This window comes from Pseudomonas sp. NPDC089534 (genome assembly GCF_044749305.1).
Lineage (GTDB): Bacteria > Pseudomonadota > Gammaproteobacteria > Pseudomonadales > Pseudomonadaceae > Aquipseudomonas > Aquipseudomonas ekonensis.
This window is the reverse complement of the sequence record NZ_JBIVHR010000052.1, coordinates 1-22,370: the sequence shown is the minus strand read 5'-3', so window position 1 is coordinate 22,370 and position 22,370 is coordinate 1. Positions and strand designations below refer to the sequence as shown.

At 66.8% G+C, this 22,370-nt stretch carries 20 protein-coding genes; 18 read left to right on the top strand and 2 right to left on the bottom strand.

From position 1 onward, the window contains the following. Positions 1-69: 69 nt before the first annotated feature. Positions 70-1,767, bottom strand: coding sequence for a sulfatase-like hydrolase/transferase (locus ACIP0B_RS16985; RefSeq protein ID WP_400833962.1), 1,698 nt, complete (start codon positions 1,765-1,767; stop codon positions 70-72). Between the two features lie 389 nt (positions 1,768-2,156). Between ACIP0B_RS16985 and ACIP0B_RS16980 the strand changes: the two genes are divergently transcribed. The 17 genes from ACIP0B_RS16980 (at position 2,157) to ACIP0B_RS16900 (ending at position 20,916) form a co-directional block, all read left to right on the top strand. Continuing rightward, positions 2,157-3,509, top strand: coding sequence for a UDP-glucose dehydrogenase family protein (locus ACIP0B_RS16980; protein WP_400833959.1), 1,353 nt, complete (start codon positions 2,157-2,159; stop codon positions 3,507-3,509). After that, positions 3,506-4,543 carry an NAD-dependent epimerase gene (locus tag ACIP0B_RS16975; protein ID WP_400833957.1) on the top strand — a complete coding sequence of 346 codons (1,038 nt, stop codon included), beginning with the start codon at positions 3,506-3,508 and terminating at the stop codon, positions 4,541-4,543. Before ACIP0B_RS16980 ends, ACIP0B_RS16975 begins: the two co-directional genes overlap by 4 nt. An 18-nt stretch (positions 4,544-4,561) precedes the next feature. Further along, the gene (locus ACIP0B_RS16970) at positions 4,562-5,308 is read left to right on the top strand and encodes a sugar transferase (RefSeq protein WP_400833954.1); all 747 of its coding nucleotides are present in this window, start codon (positions 4,562-4,564) and stop codon (positions 5,306-5,308) included. Further along, positions 5,308-5,955 carry a CpsD/CapB family tyrosine-protein kinase gene (locus ACIP0B_RS16965; RefSeq protein ID WP_400833951.1) on the top strand — a complete coding sequence of 216 codons (648 nt, stop codon included), beginning with the start codon at positions 5,308-5,310 and terminating at the stop codon, positions 5,953-5,955. Before ACIP0B_RS16970 ends, ACIP0B_RS16965 begins: the two co-directional genes overlap by 1 nt. Positions 5,956-5,976: 21 nt before the next feature. Then, positions 5,977-7,002 carry a polysaccharide biosynthesis/export family protein gene (locus ACIP0B_RS16960; protein WP_400833948.1) on the top strand — a complete coding sequence of 342 codons (1,026 nt, stop codon included), beginning with the start codon at positions 5,977-5,979 and terminating at the stop codon, positions 7,000-7,002. 17 nt (positions 7,003-7,019) lie between these two features. Next, the gene (locus ACIP0B_RS16955) at positions 7,020-8,612 is read left to right on the top strand and encodes a GumC family protein (RefSeq protein WP_400833945.1); all 1,593 of its coding nucleotides are present in this window, start codon (positions 7,020-7,022) and stop codon (positions 8,610-8,612) included. Next, positions 8,609-9,703 (top strand): glycosyltransferase family 4 protein, encoded by a 1,095-nt coding sequence (locus tag ACIP0B_RS16950; protein WP_400833942.1) that lies wholly within the window; start codon positions 8,609-8,611, stop codon positions 9,701-9,703. Before ACIP0B_RS16955 ends, ACIP0B_RS16950 begins: the two co-directional genes overlap by 4 nt. Beyond that, positions 9,700-11,070 (top strand): O-antigen ligase family protein, encoded by a 1,371-nt coding sequence (locus ACIP0B_RS16945; RefSeq protein ID WP_400833939.1) that lies wholly within the window; start codon positions 9,700-9,702, stop codon positions 11,068-11,070. The genes ACIP0B_RS16950 and ACIP0B_RS16945 overlap by 4 nt, the downstream gene beginning before the upstream one ends. Beyond that, positions 11,067-12,035, top strand: coding sequence for a glycosyltransferase (locus tag ACIP0B_RS16940; RefSeq protein ID WP_400833936.1), 969 nt, complete (start codon positions 11,067-11,069; stop codon positions 12,033-12,035). The genes ACIP0B_RS16945 and ACIP0B_RS16940 overlap by 4 nt, the downstream gene beginning before the upstream one ends. Continuing rightward, complete coding sequence (locus ACIP0B_RS16935; RefSeq protein ID WP_400833933.1) at positions 12,028-13,164, top strand: glycosyltransferase; 1,137 nt, start codon at positions 12,028-12,030, stop codon at positions 13,162-13,164. The genes ACIP0B_RS16940 and ACIP0B_RS16935 overlap by 8 nt, the downstream gene beginning before the upstream one ends. Positions 13,165-13,180: 16 nt before the next feature. Then, positions 13,181-14,182: a polysaccharide deacetylase family protein gene (locus ACIP0B_RS16930; protein ID WP_400833930.1), complete on the top strand. Its 1,002-nt coding sequence runs from the start codon at positions 13,181-13,183 to the stop codon at positions 14,180-14,182. Beyond that, on the top strand, positions 14,179-15,483 hold the full coding sequence (locus ACIP0B_RS16925; protein ID WP_400834006.1) for a lipopolysaccharide biosynthesis protein: 1,305 nt from the start codon (positions 14,179-14,181) through the stop codon (positions 15,481-15,483). The genes ACIP0B_RS16930 and ACIP0B_RS16925 overlap by 4 nt, the downstream gene beginning before the upstream one ends. Beyond that, positions 15,480-17,399, top strand: a complete 1,920-nt coding sequence (locus tag ACIP0B_RS16920; protein WP_400833927.1) for a hypothetical protein — start codon at positions 15,480-15,482, stop codon at positions 17,397-17,399. Before ACIP0B_RS16925 ends, ACIP0B_RS16920 begins: the two co-directional genes overlap by 4 nt. Before the next feature lie 68 nt (positions 17,400-17,467). Then, on the top strand, positions 17,468-18,157 hold the full coding sequence (locus tag ACIP0B_RS16915; RefSeq protein ID WP_400833924.1) for a GNAT family N-acetyltransferase: 690 nt from the start codon (positions 17,468-17,470) through the stop codon (positions 18,155-18,157). Between the two features lie 4 nt (positions 18,158-18,161). Continuing rightward, complete coding sequence (locus tag ACIP0B_RS16910) at positions 18,162-19,346, top strand: GNAT family N-acetyltransferase (RefSeq protein ID WP_400833921.1); 1,185 nt, start codon at positions 18,162-18,164, stop codon at positions 19,344-19,346. Next, entirely contained in the window at positions 19,318-20,109 is a 792-nt protein-coding gene (locus ACIP0B_RS16905) for a ChbG/HpnK family deacetylase (RefSeq protein ID WP_400833918.1), read from the top strand. Before ACIP0B_RS16910 ends, ACIP0B_RS16905 begins: the two co-directional genes overlap by 29 nt. Positions 20,110-20,223: 114 nt before the next feature. Further along, on the top strand, positions 20,224-20,916 hold the full coding sequence (locus tag ACIP0B_RS16900) for a GNAT family N-acetyltransferase (protein ID WP_400833915.1): 693 nt from the start codon (positions 20,224-20,226) through the stop codon (positions 20,914-20,916). A 22-nt stretch (positions 20,917-20,938) separates the two neighbouring features. Here ACIP0B_RS16900 and ACIP0B_RS16895 read toward each other — a convergent pair whose 3' ends face one another. Further along, on the bottom strand, positions 20,939-21,745 hold the full coding sequence (locus ACIP0B_RS16895; protein WP_400833912.1) for a class I SAM-dependent methyltransferase: 807 nt from the start codon (positions 21,743-21,745) through the stop codon (positions 20,939-20,941). 137 nt (positions 21,746-21,882) lie between these two features. Here ACIP0B_RS16895 and ACIP0B_RS16890 point away from each other — a divergent pair, with 137 nt between their 5' ends. Next, entirely contained in the window at positions 21,883-22,230 is a 348-nt protein-coding gene (locus ACIP0B_RS16890) for a hypothetical protein (RefSeq protein ID WP_400833910.1), read from the top strand. The last annotated feature ends 140 nt before the right edge of the window (positions 22,231-22,370 follow it).

Sequence of the window (22,370 nt, the reverse complement as noted above, 5' to 3'; positions counted from 1 at the left end):
CCACCACCACCACCACCACCACCACCACCACCACCACCACCACCACCACCACCACCGTTGAAGATCGACCTACTGCCCCGCCGCCACGCTCGCGCCCGCCTCCCCCGGCGTCACGATGCTGCCCAGGTCGATGTGCTTCCACTCGGGTTTGGCCCCCAGCCGCGCGTTGAAGCGGTAATTGAAGGTGAAGTCATCCTCCGTCGGCACGCTCAGCGGCTTGCCGTACAGGGCCTCGATGCCCGCCAGGTCATAACCCATCAACTGCAGCAGCGTCGGGAAAATGTTGTAGTGGCTGGAGCGGTCCTTGTTGGCCGCCAGTTGCGCCGGCCAGTCCAGCGTCTGCAGGCGCTCGCCCTGGATCACCACCAGCGGCACCAGCCCCTCTTCCTCCACCGGGTCGCCGCCGCAATGGGTGTTGAGGCCGGGGTTGCCGCGCTCGTGCAGATCCTGGCCGTGGTCGGAGGTGTAGATCAGCACCGCGTTGTTCAGGTCGGCCTGGGCGAACACCCGCGAGAAGAACTCGCCGACGTTCCACAGCACCGTGTTCTTGTAGGCGTTGCGGTACAGCGCCCAGTCGTCCGGTTGGCCGTTGAAGCCGTCGCGTTTGCCGGTGTCGGCGATTTCGGTGAACTGGCCCCGCGGCAACGCCGGACGGTAGGCCATGAACGCATCGGGGTACTTGTCGTGCACCGGGAAATGCGCGCCGACCTTGTTGATCACCACCAGTTGCGGCGTGCCGTTGTTGAGCAGCTCGACCAGCTTGGCGGCCGCCGCCATGTCGCGGTCGCGCACGCTGGTCTGGTCGAACTGGACGAACTCGTCGATGTCCTTTTTCTCGGCGCTGTCCATCAGGTTCTGCAGGTTGCCGCCGGTGCGCTGGGCGTCGATGTACACCGTGCGCAGCCCGGCACCTTTGGCGTACCGCCAGATCGACGGCAGGGTGCTGTTGATCCGCCGGTAGTCGGCGCGGGTGCCGCCGTAGCGCAGGGTGACGTTGGTGTCGGCGCTGCAGTTGGCGATGGACGCGGCGTAGCCGTAGTTGAAGACCGCGACGCCGGGGTGCGCCTCCTTGAGGTTGCTGTGCACACCGAACGGCGCGTTGATGTCCAGGTAGTTGCCGGAAATGCTCTCGTCGATGATCAGCACGATGTCGTGGCCGACCGCCGCCGCATTGCGCGCCAAAGACACCGGTTCCCTTGGCCCGACCGTATTGTGCAGCGCCTCGTAGGCGAACAGGTTGAGGTAGGCCAACGGCGTGTACATCACCGGCAGCCCCCGCGCGCCCTCCCCGGCGCGCACGAACAGCACGGCGCTGAGCAGCATCACCCCGCACAGCGGCGCCGCCACCCGCAGCGCATTCGGCAACGGAAACGGACGCCGTGGCTTGAGGCCGATGCCGAGCAACAACGGCAGGCCGTTGAGCAGGCCGCGCAGGATCGCATCCCGGTACTGGTACGCCGCTTCCTGGATGAAGCCGCCGGAGTACACCAGCGACACGAAACCGCTGTAGGTCAGGTAGTCGGCGGTCACCCGCATGTACACGTCGAAGAACACCGCCGAGACAAACATCGCCAATGCGAATAAATGGCGAATGAAAGTCTGACGTATATACGCCGTAAGTAATAATGCGAAAGTAAGCGCCAAAAACATCACGCCAAAAAGAACTACCGCAAAACCGCCCCCGATAGCATTTAACCGCTCCAGGTAATAATCGGAATAAAGCAGCAGATAGATAATTAAAAGCAGTTCTTTCAAGTATCTGAACATGGCATTTCCGGGGGTATCCGACGGGGTCTGGTCAATAGTTTGTCGGTCAATTCCTGACACTAGCAGCGGGCCATCAAAGCGCAAGAACTGCCGGACTTTTACGCAAAGCGTCAAAAAAACATTGACTCAAAACTGACACACCCAAGTCGTTACAGGCCTTGAATTTTGTGGCCCACGACCGTTTATCGCTTTCTTTTAAATGTGAAAAACATGTCAAGGACGGGACAAATCCAGACACAGCAAGTACTTGATGGCCATTAGCCCCCAGAAATGGGGGTGTTATACACGTGCAACATGTCATTTTGCTGACATGCTTTTCCAACGCTGCGCTATACCCCTTTTGACAGTTCCAATTCGATCTTCCCCAGCGTCTTGCGAGGCACGCCAATATGGACGTGAGCGTATTCGGTACGGGTTATGTCGGCCTGATTCAGGCCGCGGCATTGGCCGATGTCGGACATCGAGTCTTGTGCATCGATATTGACCCGAACAAGATTAAACAACTTCAACAGGCCGTTCCGCCGATCAGCGAACCGGGCCTGTCGGCGACCCTGGAAGAGAACATCAAGGGCGGTCGCCTGTTGTTCAGCACCCAGGCCAGCGATGCGGTGGAACATGCCGAACTGATCTTCATCGCCGTGGGCACCCCGGCCGACGAAGACGGCTCCGCCGACCTCAGCCATGTGCTCAACGTGGCCCGGCAGATCGCCGGCGTGATGGAGGCCGACCGCACGCTGATCATCAAGTCCACGGTGCCGGTCGGCACGGCGGACCAAGTGGCCGCCACCGCCGCCGAGGAACTGCAGCGCCGCGGCAAGGGCAGCCTCAAGGTGCGGATGGTGTCCAACCCCGAGTTCCTCAAGGAAGGCAGCGCCCTGGCCGACTGCATGCGCCCGGATCGGATCATCATCGGCACCCGCGACGCCCAGGCCCGCGAGCAGATGAGCGAGCTGTACGCGCCGTTCTGCCGCAACCACGAAAAACTGATGTTCATGGACAACCGCAGCGCCGAGCTGACCAAGTACGCGGCCAACGCGATGCTCGCCACCCGCATCAGCTTCATGAACGAGCTGGCCAACCTCACCGAACTGCTCGGCGCCGACATCGAAGCGGTGCGCAAGGGCATCGGCTCCGACCCGCGCATCGGCTACCACTTCATCTACCCCGGCTGCGGCTTCGGCGGCTCGTGCTTTCCCAAGGACCTGCGCGCCCTGCTGCACACCGCCGAGCACAACGGCATGCCGCTCAAACTGCTGCGCAGCGTCACCGACGTCAACGACCGCCAGCGGCACATCCTGTTCGGCAAGCTCAAGGCGCAGTTCCCCGAAGGCCTGGCCGGCAAGTCCATCGCCATCTGGGGCCTGGCGTTCAAGCCCAACACCGACGACATGCGCGAAGCCCCCAGCCGCTATCTGATGGACGCGCTGTGGGCCGAAGGCGCCAGCGTGCAGGCCTACGATCCGGAGGCCATGGCCGAGTGCCGGCGCCTTTACGGGTTCCGCGACGACCTGCACCTGTGCGCCACCCGCGACGACACCCTGGAAGACGCCGACGCCCTGGTGATCTGCACCGAGTGGAAGAACTTCCGCGTGGTGGATTTCGAGCTGCTGGCCGAGAAGCTGCGGGCGAAAGTCATCGTCGACGGCCGCAACCTCTACAACCCCGAACATGTGGCGGCGGCCGGCCTGCACTACAGCGGCATCGGCCTGCGCCACATCGCCCCCGAAGGGTTGCAGCCATGAAGATCCTGGTCACCGGCGCCGCCGGTTTCATCGGGGCCCACTGCGTGCTGCGTCTGATCCGCGACGGGCATGACGTGCTCGGCCTGGACAACTTCAACGGCTACTACGACCCGCAGCTCAAGCACGACCGCGTGCATTGGGTACATGAGGAGGCCGGGGATTTCCCGCTTGTGACCACGGACCTGGCCGACGCCCCGGCCATCGAGGCGCTGTTCGCCCGCGAACGGCCGCAGGTGGTGGTGCACCTCGCCGCGCAGGCCGGGGTGCGCTACTCGCTGGAGAACCCGCGGGCGTACCTGGACAGCAACCTGGAAGGCTTCCTGAACATTCTGGAAAGCTGCCGGCGGCATCCGGTCGAGCACCTGATCTACGCCTCGTCCAGCTCGGTGTACGGCGCCAACCAGCACACGCCGTACTCGGTGCAGGACGGGGTCAACCACCCGCTGTCGCTGTACGCCGCCACCAAGAAAGCCAACGAACTGATGGCCCACAGCTACAGCCACCTGTTCGGCATCGCCTGCACCGGCCTGCGGTTCTTCACCGTGTACGGGCCCTGGGGCCGGCCGGACATGTCGCCGATCCAGTTCGCCCGGGCGATCAGCGAAGGCCTGCCGCTGAAGCTGTTCAACTACGGCCGGCACCAGCGCGACTTCACCTACATCGACGACATCGTCGAGAGCATCGCCCGCCTGATCGACCGCGCCCCCCACGCCAACGGCGCCTGGGACCGGGATCAGCCGGATCCTGCCAGCAGCATGGCGCCCTGGCGCCTGTTCAACATCGGCGGCCAGCACCCGGTGGAGCTCAAGACCTACCTGGCGCTGCTGGAAAAGCATCTCGGCCAGAAGGCCGTGGTCGAGCTGTTGCCCCTGCAGCCGGGCGACGTGCTCAACACCTGCGCCGAGGCCAGCGACCTGGCCCGGGCCACCGGGTTCCAGCCCCGGATAGAGCTGGATGAGGGACTGGGGCGCTTCATCGCCTGGTTCCGCGAGTACTACCCCACAGCCTATCGCCCACGCGCCGCGCGCGGCTGATCATCCGCGGAGGAATCCATGACTGGACATGAGAAAGGTGTACCGATCCAACAGCTCTACCGCGACAAACGCATGGATCCGGAACAGCGAATGCGCCTGGACAGCGCGATCCACCGCCAGGGGCGCGGCTGGGTCACCGGCCGCGAGGGCGGACGGCCCTGGACGCTGTCGCGCACCAACCGCGTGGTCGCCTGCCTCGGCGCCCTGGTCATCCTGCTGCTGATTTCCCCGCTGCTGCTGGGCCTGGCCCTGGCCATCAAACTCACCAGCCCGGGGCCTGTGATGTTCGTGCAGAAGCGCACCGGCTACCGCGGCCGCAAATTCGGCATGTACAAGTTCCGCACCATGGTGGCCAACGCCGAGGAACTCAAAGAGTCGCTGCGTCACCTGAACAAGCACGGCGCCGACGCCATCGACTTCAAGATCGACAAGGATCCGCGCATCACCGGCATCGGCGGTTTCCTGCGCCGCAGCAGCCTCGACGAGCTGCCCAACCTGTTCAACGTGGTGACCGGCGACATGCGCCTGGTCGGCCCCCGTCCGACCTCCTTCAACGCCTACCGCTACAAGGACAGCCACCTGGCGCGCCTGAGCATCTACCCCGGCATGACCGGCCTGTGGCAGATCTCCGGACGCAGCAACGTCGACTTCGACCAACGGGTGGAGATGGACCTGAGCTACATCGCCGAGCAGAGCCTTTTGCTTGACCTGAAGATCCTGGTGAAAACCCCCTTCAAAGTATTCAGCGGCCACGGAGCAAGCTAATGGACGGTTCAACCAACAAAAGCCTGAGCATTGCCAGCCCCAGCGAGTCGAACCTGACCTCGACCGTACTGGACCTGGATCTGCGGATCCTGTTCCTGACCGCCGCCAACCCCGGTGCGGGCACCACCACCAGCGCCCTGGCGCTGGCCAGCCAACTGGCGCAGATGAGCAGCGGCCTGGTGCTGCTGGTGGACGCCAGCCAGTCGGCGACCAACCTCACCCAGCAACTGAACCTGGGCAAGGAGCGCGGCCTGCGCGAACTGCTGTTCAACGAGGAGAACCCGCCGCTGCTGCAGGACTGCGTGGTGCAGGTGTCGAGCCTGCCGTTCCACGTCCTGCCCAACGGCCGGCCGATCCGCACCATGGAGCGCCTGACCCCCGAGCGCCTCGGCCCGCTGCTCGATCAGCTGGGCAGCCAGTACCGCTTCGTGGTGATCGACGGCGACGCGGTGTACTCGGCCGCCGACACCCTGGTGCTCGGCACCCAGGCCGACGGCGTGGTGTTTGTGGTGCGGGCCGAGGACACCCGCTGGGAAGTGGCCCAGGCCGCCGTGCAGCGGCTGATCCAGGCCGGGGCGAAAGTGGTCGGCAGCGTGTTCAACCGCCGCAAGTACTACATGCCCAAATGGCTGTACAAAAACCTGTGAGCCACTGCGAGGGATGACGCCATGAACGCGAAAATGCTTGTGCTGCTGTTGCTCCCGCTCGCCGGCTGCTCCAGCACCTCCGACACCCTGACCATGCCGGTGAACATCCTCACCGCGCCGCCGGCCAACGCTCAGGCCACCGACATGCCCAAGGTCGAGCAGACCCTGCGCCCGCAAGATGTGCTGGACGTGATCTTCCACATCAGCACCAGCGGCTCGGACGCCTACCGCATCCAGTCCGGCGACCAGATCGGCCTGAACTTCACCGCCGCCAGCCAGCTCAACGGCAACCAACTGGTGCTGCCCGACGGCACCATCGAACTGCCGGGCGCCAACACCCAGGTGAAGATCGCCGGGATGACCAGCGACGAAGCCCGCCAGGAGATCCAGCGCGCCTACAACCGCAAGGCGCTGTTCCAGCCCAACCGCAACCAGCTGACGGTGCAGATCATCAGCCCGCTGACCAACGAGCAGAACCTCAAGAGCGCCCTCAACCACCCGGCCACCGGCATGAGCCGCGAGATCACCGTGGGCACCGACGGCTACGCCAGCTTCCCGGAAATCGGCGCCGTGCCGCTGCAAGGCATGACCGTCAACCAGCTGGAGACCTTCCTCAACCAGAAGTACGCGCAACTGCCGGGCAGGATGACCGTGGACGTGCTGCTCAAGTCCACCGCCGGCAACGAAATCTATGTGCTGGGCGAAGTCGGCCAGCCGGGTTCCTACCCGATCCGCCGGCCGGTCTCGGTGCTTGAGGCGCTGACCCTGGCCCGCGGCACCAACGTCAAGGCGCGCCTGGACTCGGTGATGATCATGCGCCGCAACGGCAACCAGGTGCAGGCCGTGCGCTACGACGTCGAGAAGGCCCTGGCCGGTGACGCGTCGCAGATCGCCTACCTGCAGCCGGACGACATGCTGTACGTGCCGAAGACCAAACTGGCCAGCGCCGGCGAACTCGCCCGGCAACTGGCCGACGTGGTGCTGTTCCAGGGCGTGGGGTTCAGCTTCGGCTACCGCGTCGACAACAAAGGCAGCAACAACAACTGACTCTCGGGTGACCGGCCATGAATCCAAAGGAAAACTACCTGCATGAGTTCTTCAGGATCTTCTTCGCCAACAAGCGGCTGGTGAAGCGTGTCTTCCTGATCTTCGCGGTGATCGCCCTGGCGCTGCCCCTGGTGCTCAAACAGAGCTTCGACATCACAGCCCAGGTGATCGTGCAGTCGAAGAAGCTCTCCCAGGGCGACGCCTCCACGTCGCTGACCGTGGACAACGCCACGTTCATTCCGCCTTCGCTGGCGGACATGGAGACCGAGAGCAACATCCTGCGCTCGCCGGCGCTGATCCGTCAGACCATCGGCGAACTGCGGGACAAGGGCGAGTACACCCCGTCGCCGGGGATGTTCAACCGCCTGGTGAGCGAGCCGTTCAAGCGCTACGTCAGCTCGCCGCTGCGCGAACATGTGATCAACCCCGTGCGCGGCCTGCTCGGGCTTGAGACCGATCCGGTGCGCGACACCGCGCTCGACGCGCTCACCCAGCAAGCCATCGACAGCCTGAAGATCGAGACCCTGCCCGGCTCCAACGTGATCTCGGTCATCTACAGCTTCCCGGATCCGCACCAAGGCACGGCCTTCGTCGCCGCCCTGCTGCAGAACTATCTGGTCAGCCGTCAGGCCTTGCAGTCGATCGACCTGCCGCAATCGTTCTACGAGTCCAAGAAGCACCTGTACCAGGTGCGCCTGGACGGCCTCGAAGGCACCCGTCAGGCGTTGCTGGAAAGCGTCGGCTCGTCGGACCCGAAGGAGGAAATCACCTTCCGCCTCAACGCGATCAACACCGAAGAGCAAGCGCTGAACCTGTACCAGGACCGCCTGCTGCAAAGCCAGCGCTGGCTCGAATACCTCAAGACCGCCCTGGCCGCCGCCAGCAGCAACAAGCTGGATGACTACTCGTTCCCCTACACCTTCACCACCACCGTGGACAACGTGGCGTTCGAGGACCGCGAGATCAAACAGCTGGGCGAGCAACTGACCACCCAGGTCAGCCGCTACATGAACGACCTGGCGGTGTTCCGTCCCGGCAGCGAACCGATGCTGCTGACCCGCGAGCAGATCGCCCGCACCCGTGCGCAGTTCCTCAAGATCGTGAGCAACCGCATCCAGGAGCGCACCAACGACCTGGCGGTGGTCACTCAGGTGATCAATCAGAAGACCGAGCGCATCGCCCAGTTCAAGGAACGCATCCGCCAGTTGCAGCAGACCCAGAGCAAGCTGCGCCAGATGGACACCGAGATCGACGCGCTGCACGCCGCGTTCTCGACCTACGCCCAGCGCTTCGCCGAAAGCAGCACCACCCGCTCGCTCAACGACGACCTGTCCAACGCCCGGGTGCTCAGCCCGCCGTTCGAGCCGACCGAGCCGGCCTTCCCCAAGCCGCTGCTGATCATTCCGTTCGGCCTGTTCACCGGCCTGCTGCTGGCGATCGCCCTGGTCTATGTGCGTGAGTTCTTCGACCACCGCTTCAAGCACCCGGCGCAGATCAGCCACGAACTGGGCGTGCCGGTGCTGCTGGTGATCAACGACCAGAACGCGCTGCCGGGCAACCCGCACAAGAACTGGACCGTGCCGAGCTTCCTGCATTGGGTGCGCAATTGAACGGCCCGTCTTCAGCCAACACCGCCCTGCCGATCATTCACTTGCTCAGCAGCGGCGGGTTCTACGGCGCCGAGCGGATGCTGCTCGACCACTGCGTGGCCACGCCGGGACGGCATCAGGTGATGTTCCTCGACGCGCCGCCGGAACTGATCACGCGCTTTCGCCAGGCCGGGGTCGATGCGCAGGGCTGCACGGGCTTCACCGCCCTGCTGCGGCACCTGCGTCAGCGGCGCGGCGAACACCCGCTGATCAACACCCACAACTTCAAGGGGCTGCTGTTCGGCTGGCTCGGCGCGACCCTGCTGCGCCTGCCGCTGGTGATCACCCAGCACGGCTTCACTCCGCGCAGCCGCAAGCAGAAGTTCTACACCTGGCTGAGCCTGCAGCTGTGCCGCACCGCCTCGGTGAACCGGGTGGTGTGCGTGGCCGAAAGCATCGCCGCCCTGCACCGTCAGGCCAGCGTGCGCGCCGAGAAGCTGCAGGTGATCCCCAACGGTCTGCCGGCGGCGGAGGCCGCCCGCAAGGCACGGGCCGGCCGTCAGCGCCAGCTCGCCGGCTACGTCGGACGGCTGAGCAGCGAGAAAGGCCCGGACCTGTTTCTCGACGCGCTGATCCCGCTGTGCCTGCACCACCCGCAGCTCGACGCGGTGATGCTCGGCGAAGGCCCGGAACGTGAGGCGCTGCAAGCGCGGATCGATGCCGCCGGCCTGCACCAGCGCATCCGCCTGCCGGGCTATCAGACCGACATGCGCCGCTGGTGGCGGTTGCTCGACGCGCTGGTGATCAGCTCGCGCACCGAAGGCACGCCGATGATCCTGCTGGAGGCGATGCAGACCGGCGTGCCGGTGGTGGCGTTCGGCGTCGGCGGGATTCCCGATGTGCTGGAGCACCGGCTCAACGGCCTGATGGCGGCGCCCACCGACACCGCCGCCCTCGCCCGCCAGCTCGACAGCCTGCTGACCGACCCGGTGCTGGCCCGGCACCTGCGCGACAACGCACGGCGCACGCAACAGGACCGCTACGACCTCAAGGCCCTGGCCGAACGCTGGTCGCAGCTGTACATCCGCACGGCACGGGAGGCACGCGCATGATTGTCCCGCTCTCGATCGTCAGTCTGCTCGGCCTGGTCTGCATTGCCCTGCTGGCCAGCCCGTATCCGTTTCTGGCGCCGGGCGCGGTGCTCGGCCTGGTGGGGGTGGCGGTGCTGTACCGCAAGCCGGCCTGGGGCCTGCTCGGCATCGCCGCGCTGGTGCCGTTCGAGGGCTTCTTCAAGGACAGTTCGCTGTCGGGCACCAAACTGCTCGGCGCTTCGCTGGCCGTGATCCTGATGCTGCAACTGGCGCTGCACCAACTGCCGTCCGAGCGCCTGCGCAGCAACGTCTGGCGGTTCCTGATCGGCTTCATGGCCCTGTACCTGCTAAGCCTGCTCGCCACCGACGACATGGGCATGTCCCTGGGGCACCTGCGCGAGCTGAGCGTCGGCCTGATCCTGTTCGTCATCACCCTGCTGATCGGCCGCGAGCTGAACCTGGACCTGTTCGCCCGGCTGGTCACCCTGAGCGTCAGCACCACCTGCGCCCTGGCGATGTTCTCCACGAAATTCCAGGACCAGGGCCGCGCCGCCGGCCTGCTCGAAGACCCCAACGCCTTCGCCCTGCTGATCGCCTTCGCCGTGCCCCTGGGCCTGTTGCTGGTGATCCGCAGCCCGAACCTGCTGCACCGGCTGTTCTGGGGCGGTTGCTGCCTGCTGCTGCTGGGCGGCATGACCAAGACCGAATCCCGTTCCGGGCTGGTGGTGCTGGCCCTGAGCCTGGTGATCGGCTGCTGGCACTACCGTGCGCAGCTGTCGCGCATCCGGCCGCGTCACCTGGGTTTCGCCATGCTCGGCGCGGCCATCGTGATACCGCTGGCGATCTATGCGATGCCCGCCGGCTACATCGCCCGCATCCAGTCCCTGAGCGTGCTCAGCGCCGGGGCCCGCGGCCACGACGACGAATCCCTGGGCCGGCGCGCCTCGTACATCGTGGTCGGCGGCCAGATGATCCGCGAGAACCCCTTGCTCGGCTCCGGCCCCGGCACCTTCCCGCTGCACTACGCCACCACCGGCTACGCCAAGGCGTTCTCCGCCAACCGCAAGATCGGCGACCTGTACCGCCGGGCGCACAACACCTACCTGGAAATCTTCAGCGAACTGGGGATCCCGGCGGGCCTGCTGTTCGTCGGCATGCTCGCCCTGGGCCTGTACAACCTGATCCGCGCGCGGCGGGCGTGGATGCTGCGGCGCGACTGGGAGCAGGCCGACCTGATGACCCACCTGGGGATGAGTTTCCTGTCGCTGACCCTGTTCCTGATGTTCCTCAGCGCACCGAACCAGAAGTACGTGTGGATCATGCTGGCGCTGACCAGCGTCCTGCGCCTGAAGGCCGAACAGGCGCCGCCGAGGGAGGCCCGCCCATGACCCGGATCAGCATCGTCATCCCGATGTTCAACGAGGCGCGGCACATCGGCCGCACGCTGCTGGCGGCGCAGAAGGCGGCGCACGCGGCCAGCGTCGAGTGCGAGCTGATCGTGGTCGACAACGGCTCCACCGACGACGGCCCGCAGATCGCCCGGCAGTTCGGCGCCCAGGTGCTGGTCATGCCGGGGCTGATGATCGGCGCCCTGCGCAACCGCGGCACCGCCATCGCCACCGGCGAATGGCTGGCGTTCATCGACGCCGACATCGAAATGCCCGAAGACTGGCTCGGCCCGCTGTTCGCCACCGAAGCCGTGGGCACCGCCGACGTGTTCGGGCTGGACCTGCACACCCCCGCCGCCGCGCCGTGGTACGCCGTGGCCTGGCAGCGCCGCGCCCTGCGCCCGCAGACCCACATCGCCCACGCCGTGGACTGGCTGCCCAGCGCCAACCTGCTGATGCGCCGGCGCTGGTTCGACAAGGTCGGCGGCTTCGACGAAAACCTGCGCACCGGCGAAGACAAGGAATTCACCCTGCGCCTGAACGAACAGGGGGCGCGGCTGCTGTCGGTCAACGAAAGCGTGGCCCTGCACTGGGGCTATGAAATGAACTGGCGCGAGTGGATGGGCAAGGAAATGTGGCGCCAGGGCAGCCACCTGCAATTGCTGCGCACCCACGGCGTCAACCTGCGGCTGCTGCGCTTCCCGCTGCTGTCGCTGGCCGCATGGGTGCTGGACCTTTTGGCGGTGTCCGCCCTGCTCAACGGTTTTCCCCACCACGCGGCGCTCATGGTGCTGCTGACCACCCTGCCGGCGCTGGTGCTCAGCGTGCGCCAGAGCAACCGGCACCACGACCTCGGCCTGACCCTGCAACTGTGGGGGCTGCACTGGGTGCGCCTGCACCTGGCCGGGGCCGCGTTCATTCTCAGTCTGTGTCATTGGACCGCCAGGAGGCCTGCCCGTGGCTGAATTCATTTTCTGGACCTGCCTGCTGCTACCGGTGTACGCCTACCTCGGCTATCCGCTGCTGCTGACCCTGCTCGCGCCGCTGTTCCCGGCCTGGCGCCACACCCCGGCGCCGCCGCTGAACGTCAGCGTGGTGATCGCCGCCCACAACGAGGCGCGGCACATCGAGCACAAGCTGCGCACCCTGCTGGCCCAGGATTACCGGCCGGCCACGCTGCAGATCATCCTGGCCAGCGACGGCTCCACCGACGACACCGTGGCCCGCGCCCGCACGGTCGACGACCCGCGCATCACCGTGCTCGACCTGCCGCGCCAGGGCAAGGCCGCCACCCTCAACGCCGGCGTGGCGCAGAGCAGCGGCGACATCCTGGTGTTCACCGACGCCGACAACCAATGGTCGCTCGACACCCTCGGCCACCTGCTCGCGCCGTTGAGCGACCCCGAGGTCGGCGCCTGCGCGGGGCACATGGTGATCCCGGTCACCGGCGGCGGCCTGAGCGTCGGCGACAGCCTCTACCGGCATTACGAAGGCTGGCTGCGCCGGGTCGAGAACCGCACCGGCTGCATGGTCTCGGCCGATGGCGCCCTGCTGGCCCTGCGCCGCGAACTGTTTGAGAACGTGCCGGCGGAGGTCAACGACGACTTCTTCCTCAGCACCTGCGCGCCGGCGAAGTTCAAGCGCATCGTCTACGTGCCCCAGGCTCAGGTGATCGACCACGGCGTGGACGATGCGGACAAACAGTTCCGCCGCCGCCAGCGCGTCACCGTCGGCGGCCTGCAAAGCCTGGCCCAGCGCCGTGAGCTGCTCAACCCGCTCAAGCACGGCCTGTACGCGCTGGCCCTGATCAGCCACAAGCTGATCCGCCGTCTGGCGCCGGTCCTGCTGCTGCCGCTGCTGCTGAGCAATTTCTGGCTGTGGGACGACCACGGTTTCTATCGCCTGAGCCTGCTGGCGCAGTTGCTCGGCTATGCCGCCGCCATCGCCGGCCTGCTGGATTCGCAACACCGTCTCCCCAAACCGTTCCGCCTCGCGGCGTTCCTGCTGGTGACCCTGGCAGGCATGAGCATCGGCCTGTGGCAGTTCCTGCGCGGCCAGCGCTACGCCCAGTGGAACCCTGAACAAAACCGATAAGAGAGAGGGCACAGCCATGGCGATCAAACAACTGATAAAACGCACCAGTGGCTGGCTGTACCTCAATTCGTCCGTGGGGCGACATCAACTGCACGGCGCCGGGGTGATCCTGATGCTCCACCGGGTGCTGTCCAACGACCGCGCCGCCGACCTGCCGCACCGCAACGAACTGTGCGTGGGGCCCAAGGCGTTCGAGCATCTCTTGGTGTGGCTTCGGCGCCATTTCGATTGCGTGCCGCTGATGGAGATCCTGCAGCCCAACGCGCTGCGCACCGAGCGCCCGCAGGTGGCGCTGACCTTCGACGACGGCTGGCGCGACAACGCGGTCAACGCCTTCGCGCTGCTGCAAAAGCATCAGGTGCCGGCCAGCGTGTTCCTGTCCACCGACTTCATCGGCAGCCGCCAGCGCTTCTGGTGGGAAAGCGTCGGCGAAACCCTGTGGGGCAGCCACGGCGAGAAGCCGCGCATGCACCTGATCGAATGCCTGCATGCGATCGGCCATCCCCTGCCGGTGCTGATGGACGACATCGACGTGAACCGTCGCAGCCTGTCGTTGCTGCATTACCTGCAAGACCTCAAGACCCTCGACCCGGCCATCCTCGAACGCCTGACCGACGAATGCCCGCAGGAGTCGCTTCCCCAGGCGCTGGACTGGCACCAGGTGCGCGCCATGGAGGCGTCCGGGCTGGTGCGCTTCGGCCCCCACGGCGCCAGCCACGCGATCCTCACCGGCCTGGACGACGTGCGCCTGAACGAAGAGATCAGCCGCAGCCGCACCGCCCTGCACAACGGCTGCAACCGGCCGCTGCCGGTGTACTGCTACCCCAACGGCGACAACGATGCGCGGGTGCGCGAGCAGGTCGCCAACCACGACTTCCCGTTCGCCCTCGGCACCGGCACCGGCATCTACCGCGGCACGGGGGATCCGCTGAACCTGCCGCGCTTCGGCGTCAGCCAGCGCACCGCGCGCAATCCGGAGCTGCTGTCATGGCGGATCTTCCGCGGGGCGCGGCCATGAGCCGAGGCAGCTACCTGCGCCACCTGGCCCTGAGCATGGGCACCAAACTGGCGATGATCGGCCTGCGCCTTTTGCGCAACGTGCTGCTGGCGCGGATCCTGGGGCCCAGCGAGCGCGGGCTGTTCGCCCTGCTCAGCACCCTGCCGGACCTGATCAGTGCGGCCACCAGTGGCGGGCTCAATTCGGCGGTGGGCTATCAGGCGGCCAAACAGCGGCCGATGGGCCTTTTGCTCAGCCAAGTGCTGGTGTTCGGTTGCCTGCTGGCGGGGTTGCTGACCTTGCTGGTGGTGGCGCTGGTGCGTGAGTTCGGCGCCGGGCTGGACGTGACGGTGCAACTGGGCCTGCTGGCCTGGCTGTTGCTGCTGGCGGTGCCGCTGACGGTGCTCAAGAGCGGCCTGCTGACCCTGCACAACGCCTCCGGCGGCGTGGTGGCGTTCAACGCCTTGCGCCTGGTGGAATCGCTGGCGCCGCTGCTGCTGTTCCTGGCGCTGTTCTGGATGTGGAAGGAATCGGCGCTGGAGGCGGCGCTGATCAGTTGGCTGACCGGCATCGGCCTGGTGGTGCTGGCCGGCTGGGTGTGGCTTGGGCGCGCGCAGCCCGTGCGCCTGCAATGGGACCGCGCCAGCCAGAACGAACTGCTGCGCTACAGCGCCCGCAGCCATCCGGACCTGTTGTTCCAGCAGGTGATCCTGCGCTCGGACTACCTGTTCATCGGCGCCCTGCTCGGCAGCGCCGCGCTGGGCCATTACGCCATGGCCAGCGCCGCCGCCGAACTGCTGCTGATCGTCCCGGAAGCGGTCACCACGCCGCTGATGAAACGCCTGCTGCAACAGGACGAAGGCATGGACCGACTCACTCCGCTGGCCCTGCGCCTGACCGCCACGGTGATGCTCGGCGCTTGCCTGACGATGGCGCTGATCGGCCAATGGCTGATCGTCACCCTGTTCGGCGCCGCCTACCAGCCGGCCTACCCGGCCCTGCTGGCCTTGCTGCCGGGCCTGCTGGGGCTGTGCTACGCGAGCATCCTGCGCCTGGACCTGCTGGGCAAGAACCGCCCCGGCACGGTGTCGCTGCTGATGGGTCTGGGCGCGCTGCTCAACCTGGCGCTGAACCTGCTGCTGATTCCCGCCTACGGCATCGTCGGCGCGGCGGCGGCCTCGTCCATCGCTTACCTGGCGGTGACGGTGGCGATGCTGGTGCTGTATTGCCGGCTGAGCGGCGTGCCGTTCTGGAAAACCCTGATCATCCTGCCCAGCGACGTCGCGCCGATGTGGCTGATGCTGCACAGGAAAACCGCATGAGAAGCCTGGCCCTGCTGCTCGGCCTCGGCCTGTCGCTGGACGCCTTCGCGGCGTCGATGCGCTGGGGCGACATCCGCGACGGTAGCCTGTACCTGCAGGCGGACCGCCCGGACACGCTGACCGTGCGCTGGGCGCCGGCGTGGCAGGCCGACGCCAACGAAGAGCACCTGTACCTGCTCGACGGCCAGGGCAAGCTGCAAGGCGAGCGGCTGATCGCCGCCAGCGAAACCCGCGGCAGCCAGAGCTGGCCCCTGGCGCCGGGCGCGGCCAGTTACCGACTGGAGATCCCCGGCTACAGCTTCCGCAACTACCGTGTCGAACATGACGAACGCACCGTCGCCCTGTTCGCCCCGGCCAAGGTGCATTTCTGCGCCGAGACCCGGGACGGCGACACCCTGTATTTCAAGGTCGCGCCGGGCGAGCGTGCGGTGCTGGCGGGCAAGTTCCACGGCGGCGTCGACGCCCTGCAGGCGCAACGGGTCGGCGACGGGCAGGCCCTGACGCTGAAGCTGGTGCCCTACCCGGCCTATTGGCAGTTCGATCAGGTGAGCCTGCCGGTCAGCGAGCACGAACAGGTCTGGCGCCTGCGCCTGCACGGCAGCGGCAAGGCGGCGTTCTGGCTCGACGGCACGGCCAACCTGTTCGCACAGGCGCCCGAGCAGCTCAAGCCGCTGCGCGAAAACGACGGCCAGACCCGCCTGACCCTGCACGACAAAGTCCTGGGCCGCACGCCGGACCTGGGCATCGCCCTGCCCTACGTGCTGCCGCCGCCCGCCAGTCATGCGGTGCTCGATGCGCTGAAGCCGGCGGCGGCCAGTTACTACAGTTTCGTCGACGTGACGGCGAAGAACCCGCATTTCGAAGACGCCTTCCGCCAGGCCTATCAGGAACGCTTCGGCATCCGCCAGGACATCACCCTGCTCGCCGGCAGCCAACGCCAGGCCGACCTGCGCGCCGACACGCAAAGCAACGGCGGCCTCGACGCCTGGCTCGCCGGCACCCGTGCGCTCGGCGGCAAGGGCATCCACTACATCGGTTTTGCCGACGAGCCGAACCTCAACTACGCCAGCTACGAGCAGTACCGGGCGATCTTCGCCAGCATGGCCCGCCAGGTGCGCAGCGACCCGGCCAACGCCGCAGCCGGCGTGCGCATCGCGATGCCGGCCAGCTCAAGGCTGGTCAACGGACCGTTCGCCGACCGTGCGGCGGACAAGCGCGGCCTCGACTGGGCGCGCCGGCTGCTGGACGAATCCGCCGCCCAGATCGATGCCCTGGCCTGGCACGAATGGATGGTCCGCGACCTGCTCGCCACCCGCACCTACCGCGACAGCGTGCAGCGCGCCGCGCAACTGGTCGGGCTGGATGCCCACGGCGTGCCGCGCAAGGCGCTGCTGCTGGACCAGACCAACCTGTCCAGCGGCTCCAGCCTGAGCCCCTACGATCAGGACACCCACTACGCTTCGCTGTGGTGGGCGTCGGTGGCGATCAACGCTTCGCAGGACGGCCTGCTGACGATGCTCAACTGGTTCCAGGCCGCCGACGAGCCGCAGTACCCCAAAGGCATGATCCGGGTGCTGGGCGACGACCGCTTCGAACTCAAGCCGGTGGGCCTGGCCCAGCAGTTCATCCGCCAGCACTGGCTGCACCAGGTGCTGTGGCTGGACAACGACGCCTTCGAGGTCGATGCGCTGGCGATGGCCGGCGACGACCAGCGCTCGCTGCTGGGCGTGAACAAAGGCACGCGCCTGCAACGGATGGATCTGGGCGGCGCCAAGTGCCCGCTGAACAACGGCGCCCTGCGCTACTTCGGCGCCGACAACCGCAGCCGCGACGCACCCTTTCGCTGCCAGGACGGCCGCGTGCGCTTCGACCTGCCGGGACAGACCCTGTTCGCCCTGCGCTGGAGCGCCTCATGACCGCCCTTGTGATGTTCTGCCGCGCAGGCCTTCGGCCGCGCCCTGCACCGTCATCAGGAGTGAACACCATGAATGCCCTGAAAAAACTCAGCGAGCGGATCCACCAGAAAGGCCTCAAGGCCACCTTCAAGACCCTGTGGAAACGCTACGTGTTCTTCCACTGGGAACTGCTGTGGATGGAGCGCGACCTGGTCAGCCCGGTGCCGCCCCACAACCTCAAGCCCTACCCGGCGCTGCGGGTGGTGAAGATCACCCCGACCAACACCGGCGCCTTCGCCCGCTACTTCGGCGACCGCGTCGGCACCATGGCGGAACTGGCCGCCGAGGGCCACACCGGGCACATGCACCTGGACGACCAGGGCGATGCCGTGGCGTTCATCTGGGGCTGCGCGCACAACTACTACGACCGGCATTACTACGGCTGCGAATTCCCGGTCAAACCCGGCGAGTTCTTCGAGTTCGGCGGCGAACTGACCCGCGCCTACTGGGGCACCGAGCTGTCGGTGGACCTGCAGCTGGAGCTGTGGAAAGCCATGGCCGCCCAGGGCTGCGACAAGGTGGTGGACGTCTGCGAGTTCCACAACATCCCCGCGCTCAAGCTGCACCTGCGCATGGGCTACACCGAGCAGGGCCGGATCATGAACGTCTACGGCCTGTTCGGCCGCTGGCGCTTCTACCGCGAAACCCGCTACAGCGGCTCGCGCCTGGACGCGCTGCGCAAGCCTTCCCGTCCACCTGTCACCGCACCGGCGACCTGACCCTATGGCGCAATTCGAATGGCGCACCTCGCTGTGCGCACCCGACTTCCCGGCCGCGCAATACGAAGCGCTGCGCCTGCGGGTGACGGACCACACGCCGTTCAACAGCCTGGCTTGGCTGTGCGCGGCCGAACAGGCGCTGGGCGAGGACGAGCGCCTGCACATTCTGCTGGGTTGGGACGCGGACGAATTGCGCCTGTGCCTGCCGCTGGTGGCCGGGCGCGAACGGTTCGGCGGCTGGCCCTTCCGGGTCGTGCATCACTTGGGCCATCCGCTGGCCGACCGCCTCGCGCTGCTTTCGCAGCTGGACGGCGCCGGCATGCGCCGGGCGCTGGCGCTGATCCGCCGGCGGATGCCCCACGCCTTGCTGCAACTCAACGAGCTGACGGAGCCGGTGGGCGAACCGAGCGCCCTCACCCACTGGATGGCCGTCAGCTCCACGGGCGAACGGCGGCTGAGCTGCCGGGTGCCGGTGCACCTGATCAGCGACGCCGACCGCCAGGAAGTCTCGGGCGATCCGCGCTACAAGCTGCGCCGGGCGCGCAAACGGATCGCCGCCTGCGGCGCGGTGGTGCGGCGCATCGTGCCGGACGCCGACAGCATGGGCCCGCTGCTGCAAGCCATCGGCGAAGTCGAAGCGGTGAGCTGGAAGGGCGACGAAGGTGTCGGCATCTTCGCCACCGAGCGCAGCCGCCGCTGGATGCACGACGCCTTCACCGCCCTCGCCGCCCAGGGCCGGGTGCGGGTGGTGACGCTGGAGCTGGACGGGCGCTGCCTCAGCTACCGCCTGGGCCTGCTCGAACAGGGCCGGCTCTACGACTACAACCTCGCGTTCCTGCCGCAGCATGCGAACCTGGGCAGCGGCCGGGTGCTGCTGGAGGAATGGATCCGCTGGGGGCTGGACGAGCATTGGCACTGGATCGATGCCTCGCGGGTGAGCCTGGAAAACTCCAGCCACCAACTGCACGAACGCATGACCGGGCAACTGGAACACTGGCGCTGGAGCTTCTACTCCTGGCGCCCCAGCGGCCTGCTGCTGGGTCTGGCGCTGCGGCTCTGGCAGCGCCTCAAGCCGGCGCTGCAGCGATGGCGGGCGCAGCGGGCGGCACCTGACGCCAAGCCTGCACCGCACACCCACCCAACGACCACGGAGGGCGAACATGCCACGCCAAATCATAGTCAACGCTGACGATTTCGGCCTCAGCCCGAACGAAAACACGGTGATCTTCGGCGCCTTCAAGGCCGGGGTCATCAGCTCCGCCACCGCCATGGCCAACATGCCGGCCTTCGAGGCGGCCTGCGCCCTCGCCCGGCATCCGTTGCTCGACGGGCGGGTCGGCCTGCACTTCAACCTGACCTACGGACGGCCCCTGAGCCAGGCGATCCTGGCCCGCCGCACGTTCTGCGACAGCCACGGGGTGTTCGACCTCAACCTGCCGCGCCACAGCCTCTGGCTCGGCCGCGAGGACCGCGAGGCGGTGCAGCAGGAATTGCAGGCGCAATGGCAGCGCTGCGTCGATCACGGCCTGCGCCCCAGCCATCTGGACTCCCACCAGCACGTGCACAACATCTGGCCGATCGGCGAGATCGTCGCCCGCTTCGCCGCCCGCCAAGGCGTACCGGTGCGCCTGGCGCGCAACCTGGGGCAGAACCTCAACCTGCCCAAGCGCCTGTTCAAGGGCCTGCTCAACCGCCGCCTGCACAACCTGGCCGGCGCCACGGCGGACTACGTCTGCACCCCGGTGGACCTGCGCGACGCCGCCGCGCCGACCGACGGCGTGCTGGAGATCGTCGCCCACCCGACGCAGCTGACCGGCGATTTCGGCGATGCCTACCTGCAACCGGGCGAGTCCCTCAGCAGCGTGCTAGAGCGGCGGCTGAAGGGTGTCGCACGGATTTCCTATGCGGACCTGAACAAGGAACTGCTGCGCGGCACCGCCGTGCCCGAGTGACTTACATACCTTGCAATACATTCGAAGATGGCACTTCGCAATGACCTTGCAAGCGTGATCTATACCCACAAAAAGCATCATCCACCGCACCGGGCCTAGGCCACGGAGGGCAACATGAGCGTCATCGAAAAGCTGCGCGAACGCATCCGGCAAAAAGGCCTGGGCCGCACCTTCGCCACCCTGTGGAAACGCTATGTGTTCTTCCACTGGGAACTGCTGTGGATGGAGCGCGACCTGGTCAGCCCGGTGCCGCCGCACACGCTGCGCCCCTACGAAGGCCTGCGCCGGGTGGACATCACGCCAGAGAACGCCACGGCGTTCGCCAAGCATTTCGGCGACCGCGTGCAGACCATGGCCGAACTGGCCGCCGAGGGCCACACCGGGCACATGTACCTCGACGCCGACGGCCACGCGGTGGCGTTCATCTGGGGCAGCGTGCGCGACTACCACGACCGCCACTACTACGGCTGCGAATTTCCGGTCAAACCCGGCGAGTTCTTCGAGTTCGGCGGCGAAATGACCCGGGCGTACTTCGGCAGCAGCCTGTCGGTGGACGTCCAGGTCGCGCTCTGGGAAGCCATGGCCGCCCAGGGCTGCCACACCGTGGTGGACGTCTGCGAGACCCACAACATCCCGGCGCTCAAGCTGCACATCCGCATGGGCTACCACGAACAGGGCCGCGTCACCCACGTCTACGGCCTGTTCGGCCGCTGGCGCCTGTTCCGCGAGACCCGCTACCAAGGGTCGAGGCTGGAGCCCCTGCGCAAGCCGGGCCGGCCGGTGGTGACGGCGGCGGCGCGGGCTTGAGTCAGGCTCGGGAGGTTGTCACTCAGCGCTTTTCCGCCACCAGGGTGAAGCACATCGGCATCTGCGCCGTCTGCCCTTCGTAGCGGTCGTACAGTTCTTCGCGGTTGGAGTGCGGGTATTCCTTGAAGTGCGCGATGTTCAGCCCCGCGCCGATGGCGCCGCTGAAGATCGCGCCCAGGGTGTGCACGAACCAGTAGGACGGCGCGGCCTTCTGTTCGACCTTGCCGGCGTAGACGATGGGTTCTTCCTGCACGAACGGCTCTTCACGGAAGTACGACGTGGCGAGGCGGTACGGATCCTCGCCCTCGGGGTCGAGCATTTCCAGGAACGGGTGGGTTTCGTAGATCACCAGGCGTGCGCCGGGCTTGAGTACCCGGGCGACATGACGCAAGAACGCGCCGATGTCGGGCATCCAGTTGAGGACGCCGATGGTGATCAGCGCCAGGTCGAACCGGCCGTCCAGCTCGGCCGGCAGACGGTGGATGTCGGCTTGGATGAATTGCGCGTCGTGCGGTGAACGCGCGTTCAGCGCCCGGGCCTGTTCGAGAAACGCCGCCGACTGGTCGATCCCCGTGACCCGCCGCGCGCCCAGCGCGAACAGCGACAGGCTCTCCCGGCCATTGTTGCAGCCCAGTTGCACCACGTCCTTGCCCTCGACCCCGACCTGCTCCAGCAGGCCGCGCAGGGTGTCGTCCAGGCAGGAGAAATCCGCTTGGGCGACGCCGGCCAGCAGGGCTTGCCATTCGGGCGTGTCGCGGTGGTGGCGGGCGGAATCGTTCCAGGCCTGGCGGTTGCTGTCGACGGCGTCTTGAGGGTTCGGCACTTCCATGGCGCTCTCCGGGTGGTGCTCGTGATTGAGCGGCCCGAGTCTAGATCAGCCTGACGGCGGCAGTTGTTGGGAACATGTAACCGGCGGCGCGACTATAGTTAACAGCCTTGGGGAAAACCGTTTCCACAGGTGCCGCCATGCGAACGCTCACTTGGTCGCTGTTGCCGGGCTTTCTGCTCGCCGCCGCTCAGGCCCAGGCGCTGGACAGCAACTTCAATTACTACGGGGCGGACCAGCCCTTCGCCCACCCCGCGCCGCCGTCGCTGTCGGCTGCGCCGCCGCGGACCTTCGATGACACGTCACCGCAGGACTTCATCGTCATCCCGGACCGCCACGTGTTCCACGACTCGCAGTTGCCGACGGTGGCCGACGCCACGGTGCGGGTGTTCGTGCGCACCTACGATGCCGAGCGCGGCATCTACGTCAATGACGAGGTGCTCGATCCCACTTGCCTGCTGGCGTGCCTGAGCCCTCAGACGCAGTGATGGCCTCTGGGGGTGGCGGTGGGTCAGGCAACAGAGATGTCGGCTGTGCCGGCCTCATCGCTGGCAAGCCAGCTCCCACAGGTTCTGGTGGTGTACATAAATCTTGCGAACACCCGGGACACCTGTGGGAGCCAGCCTGC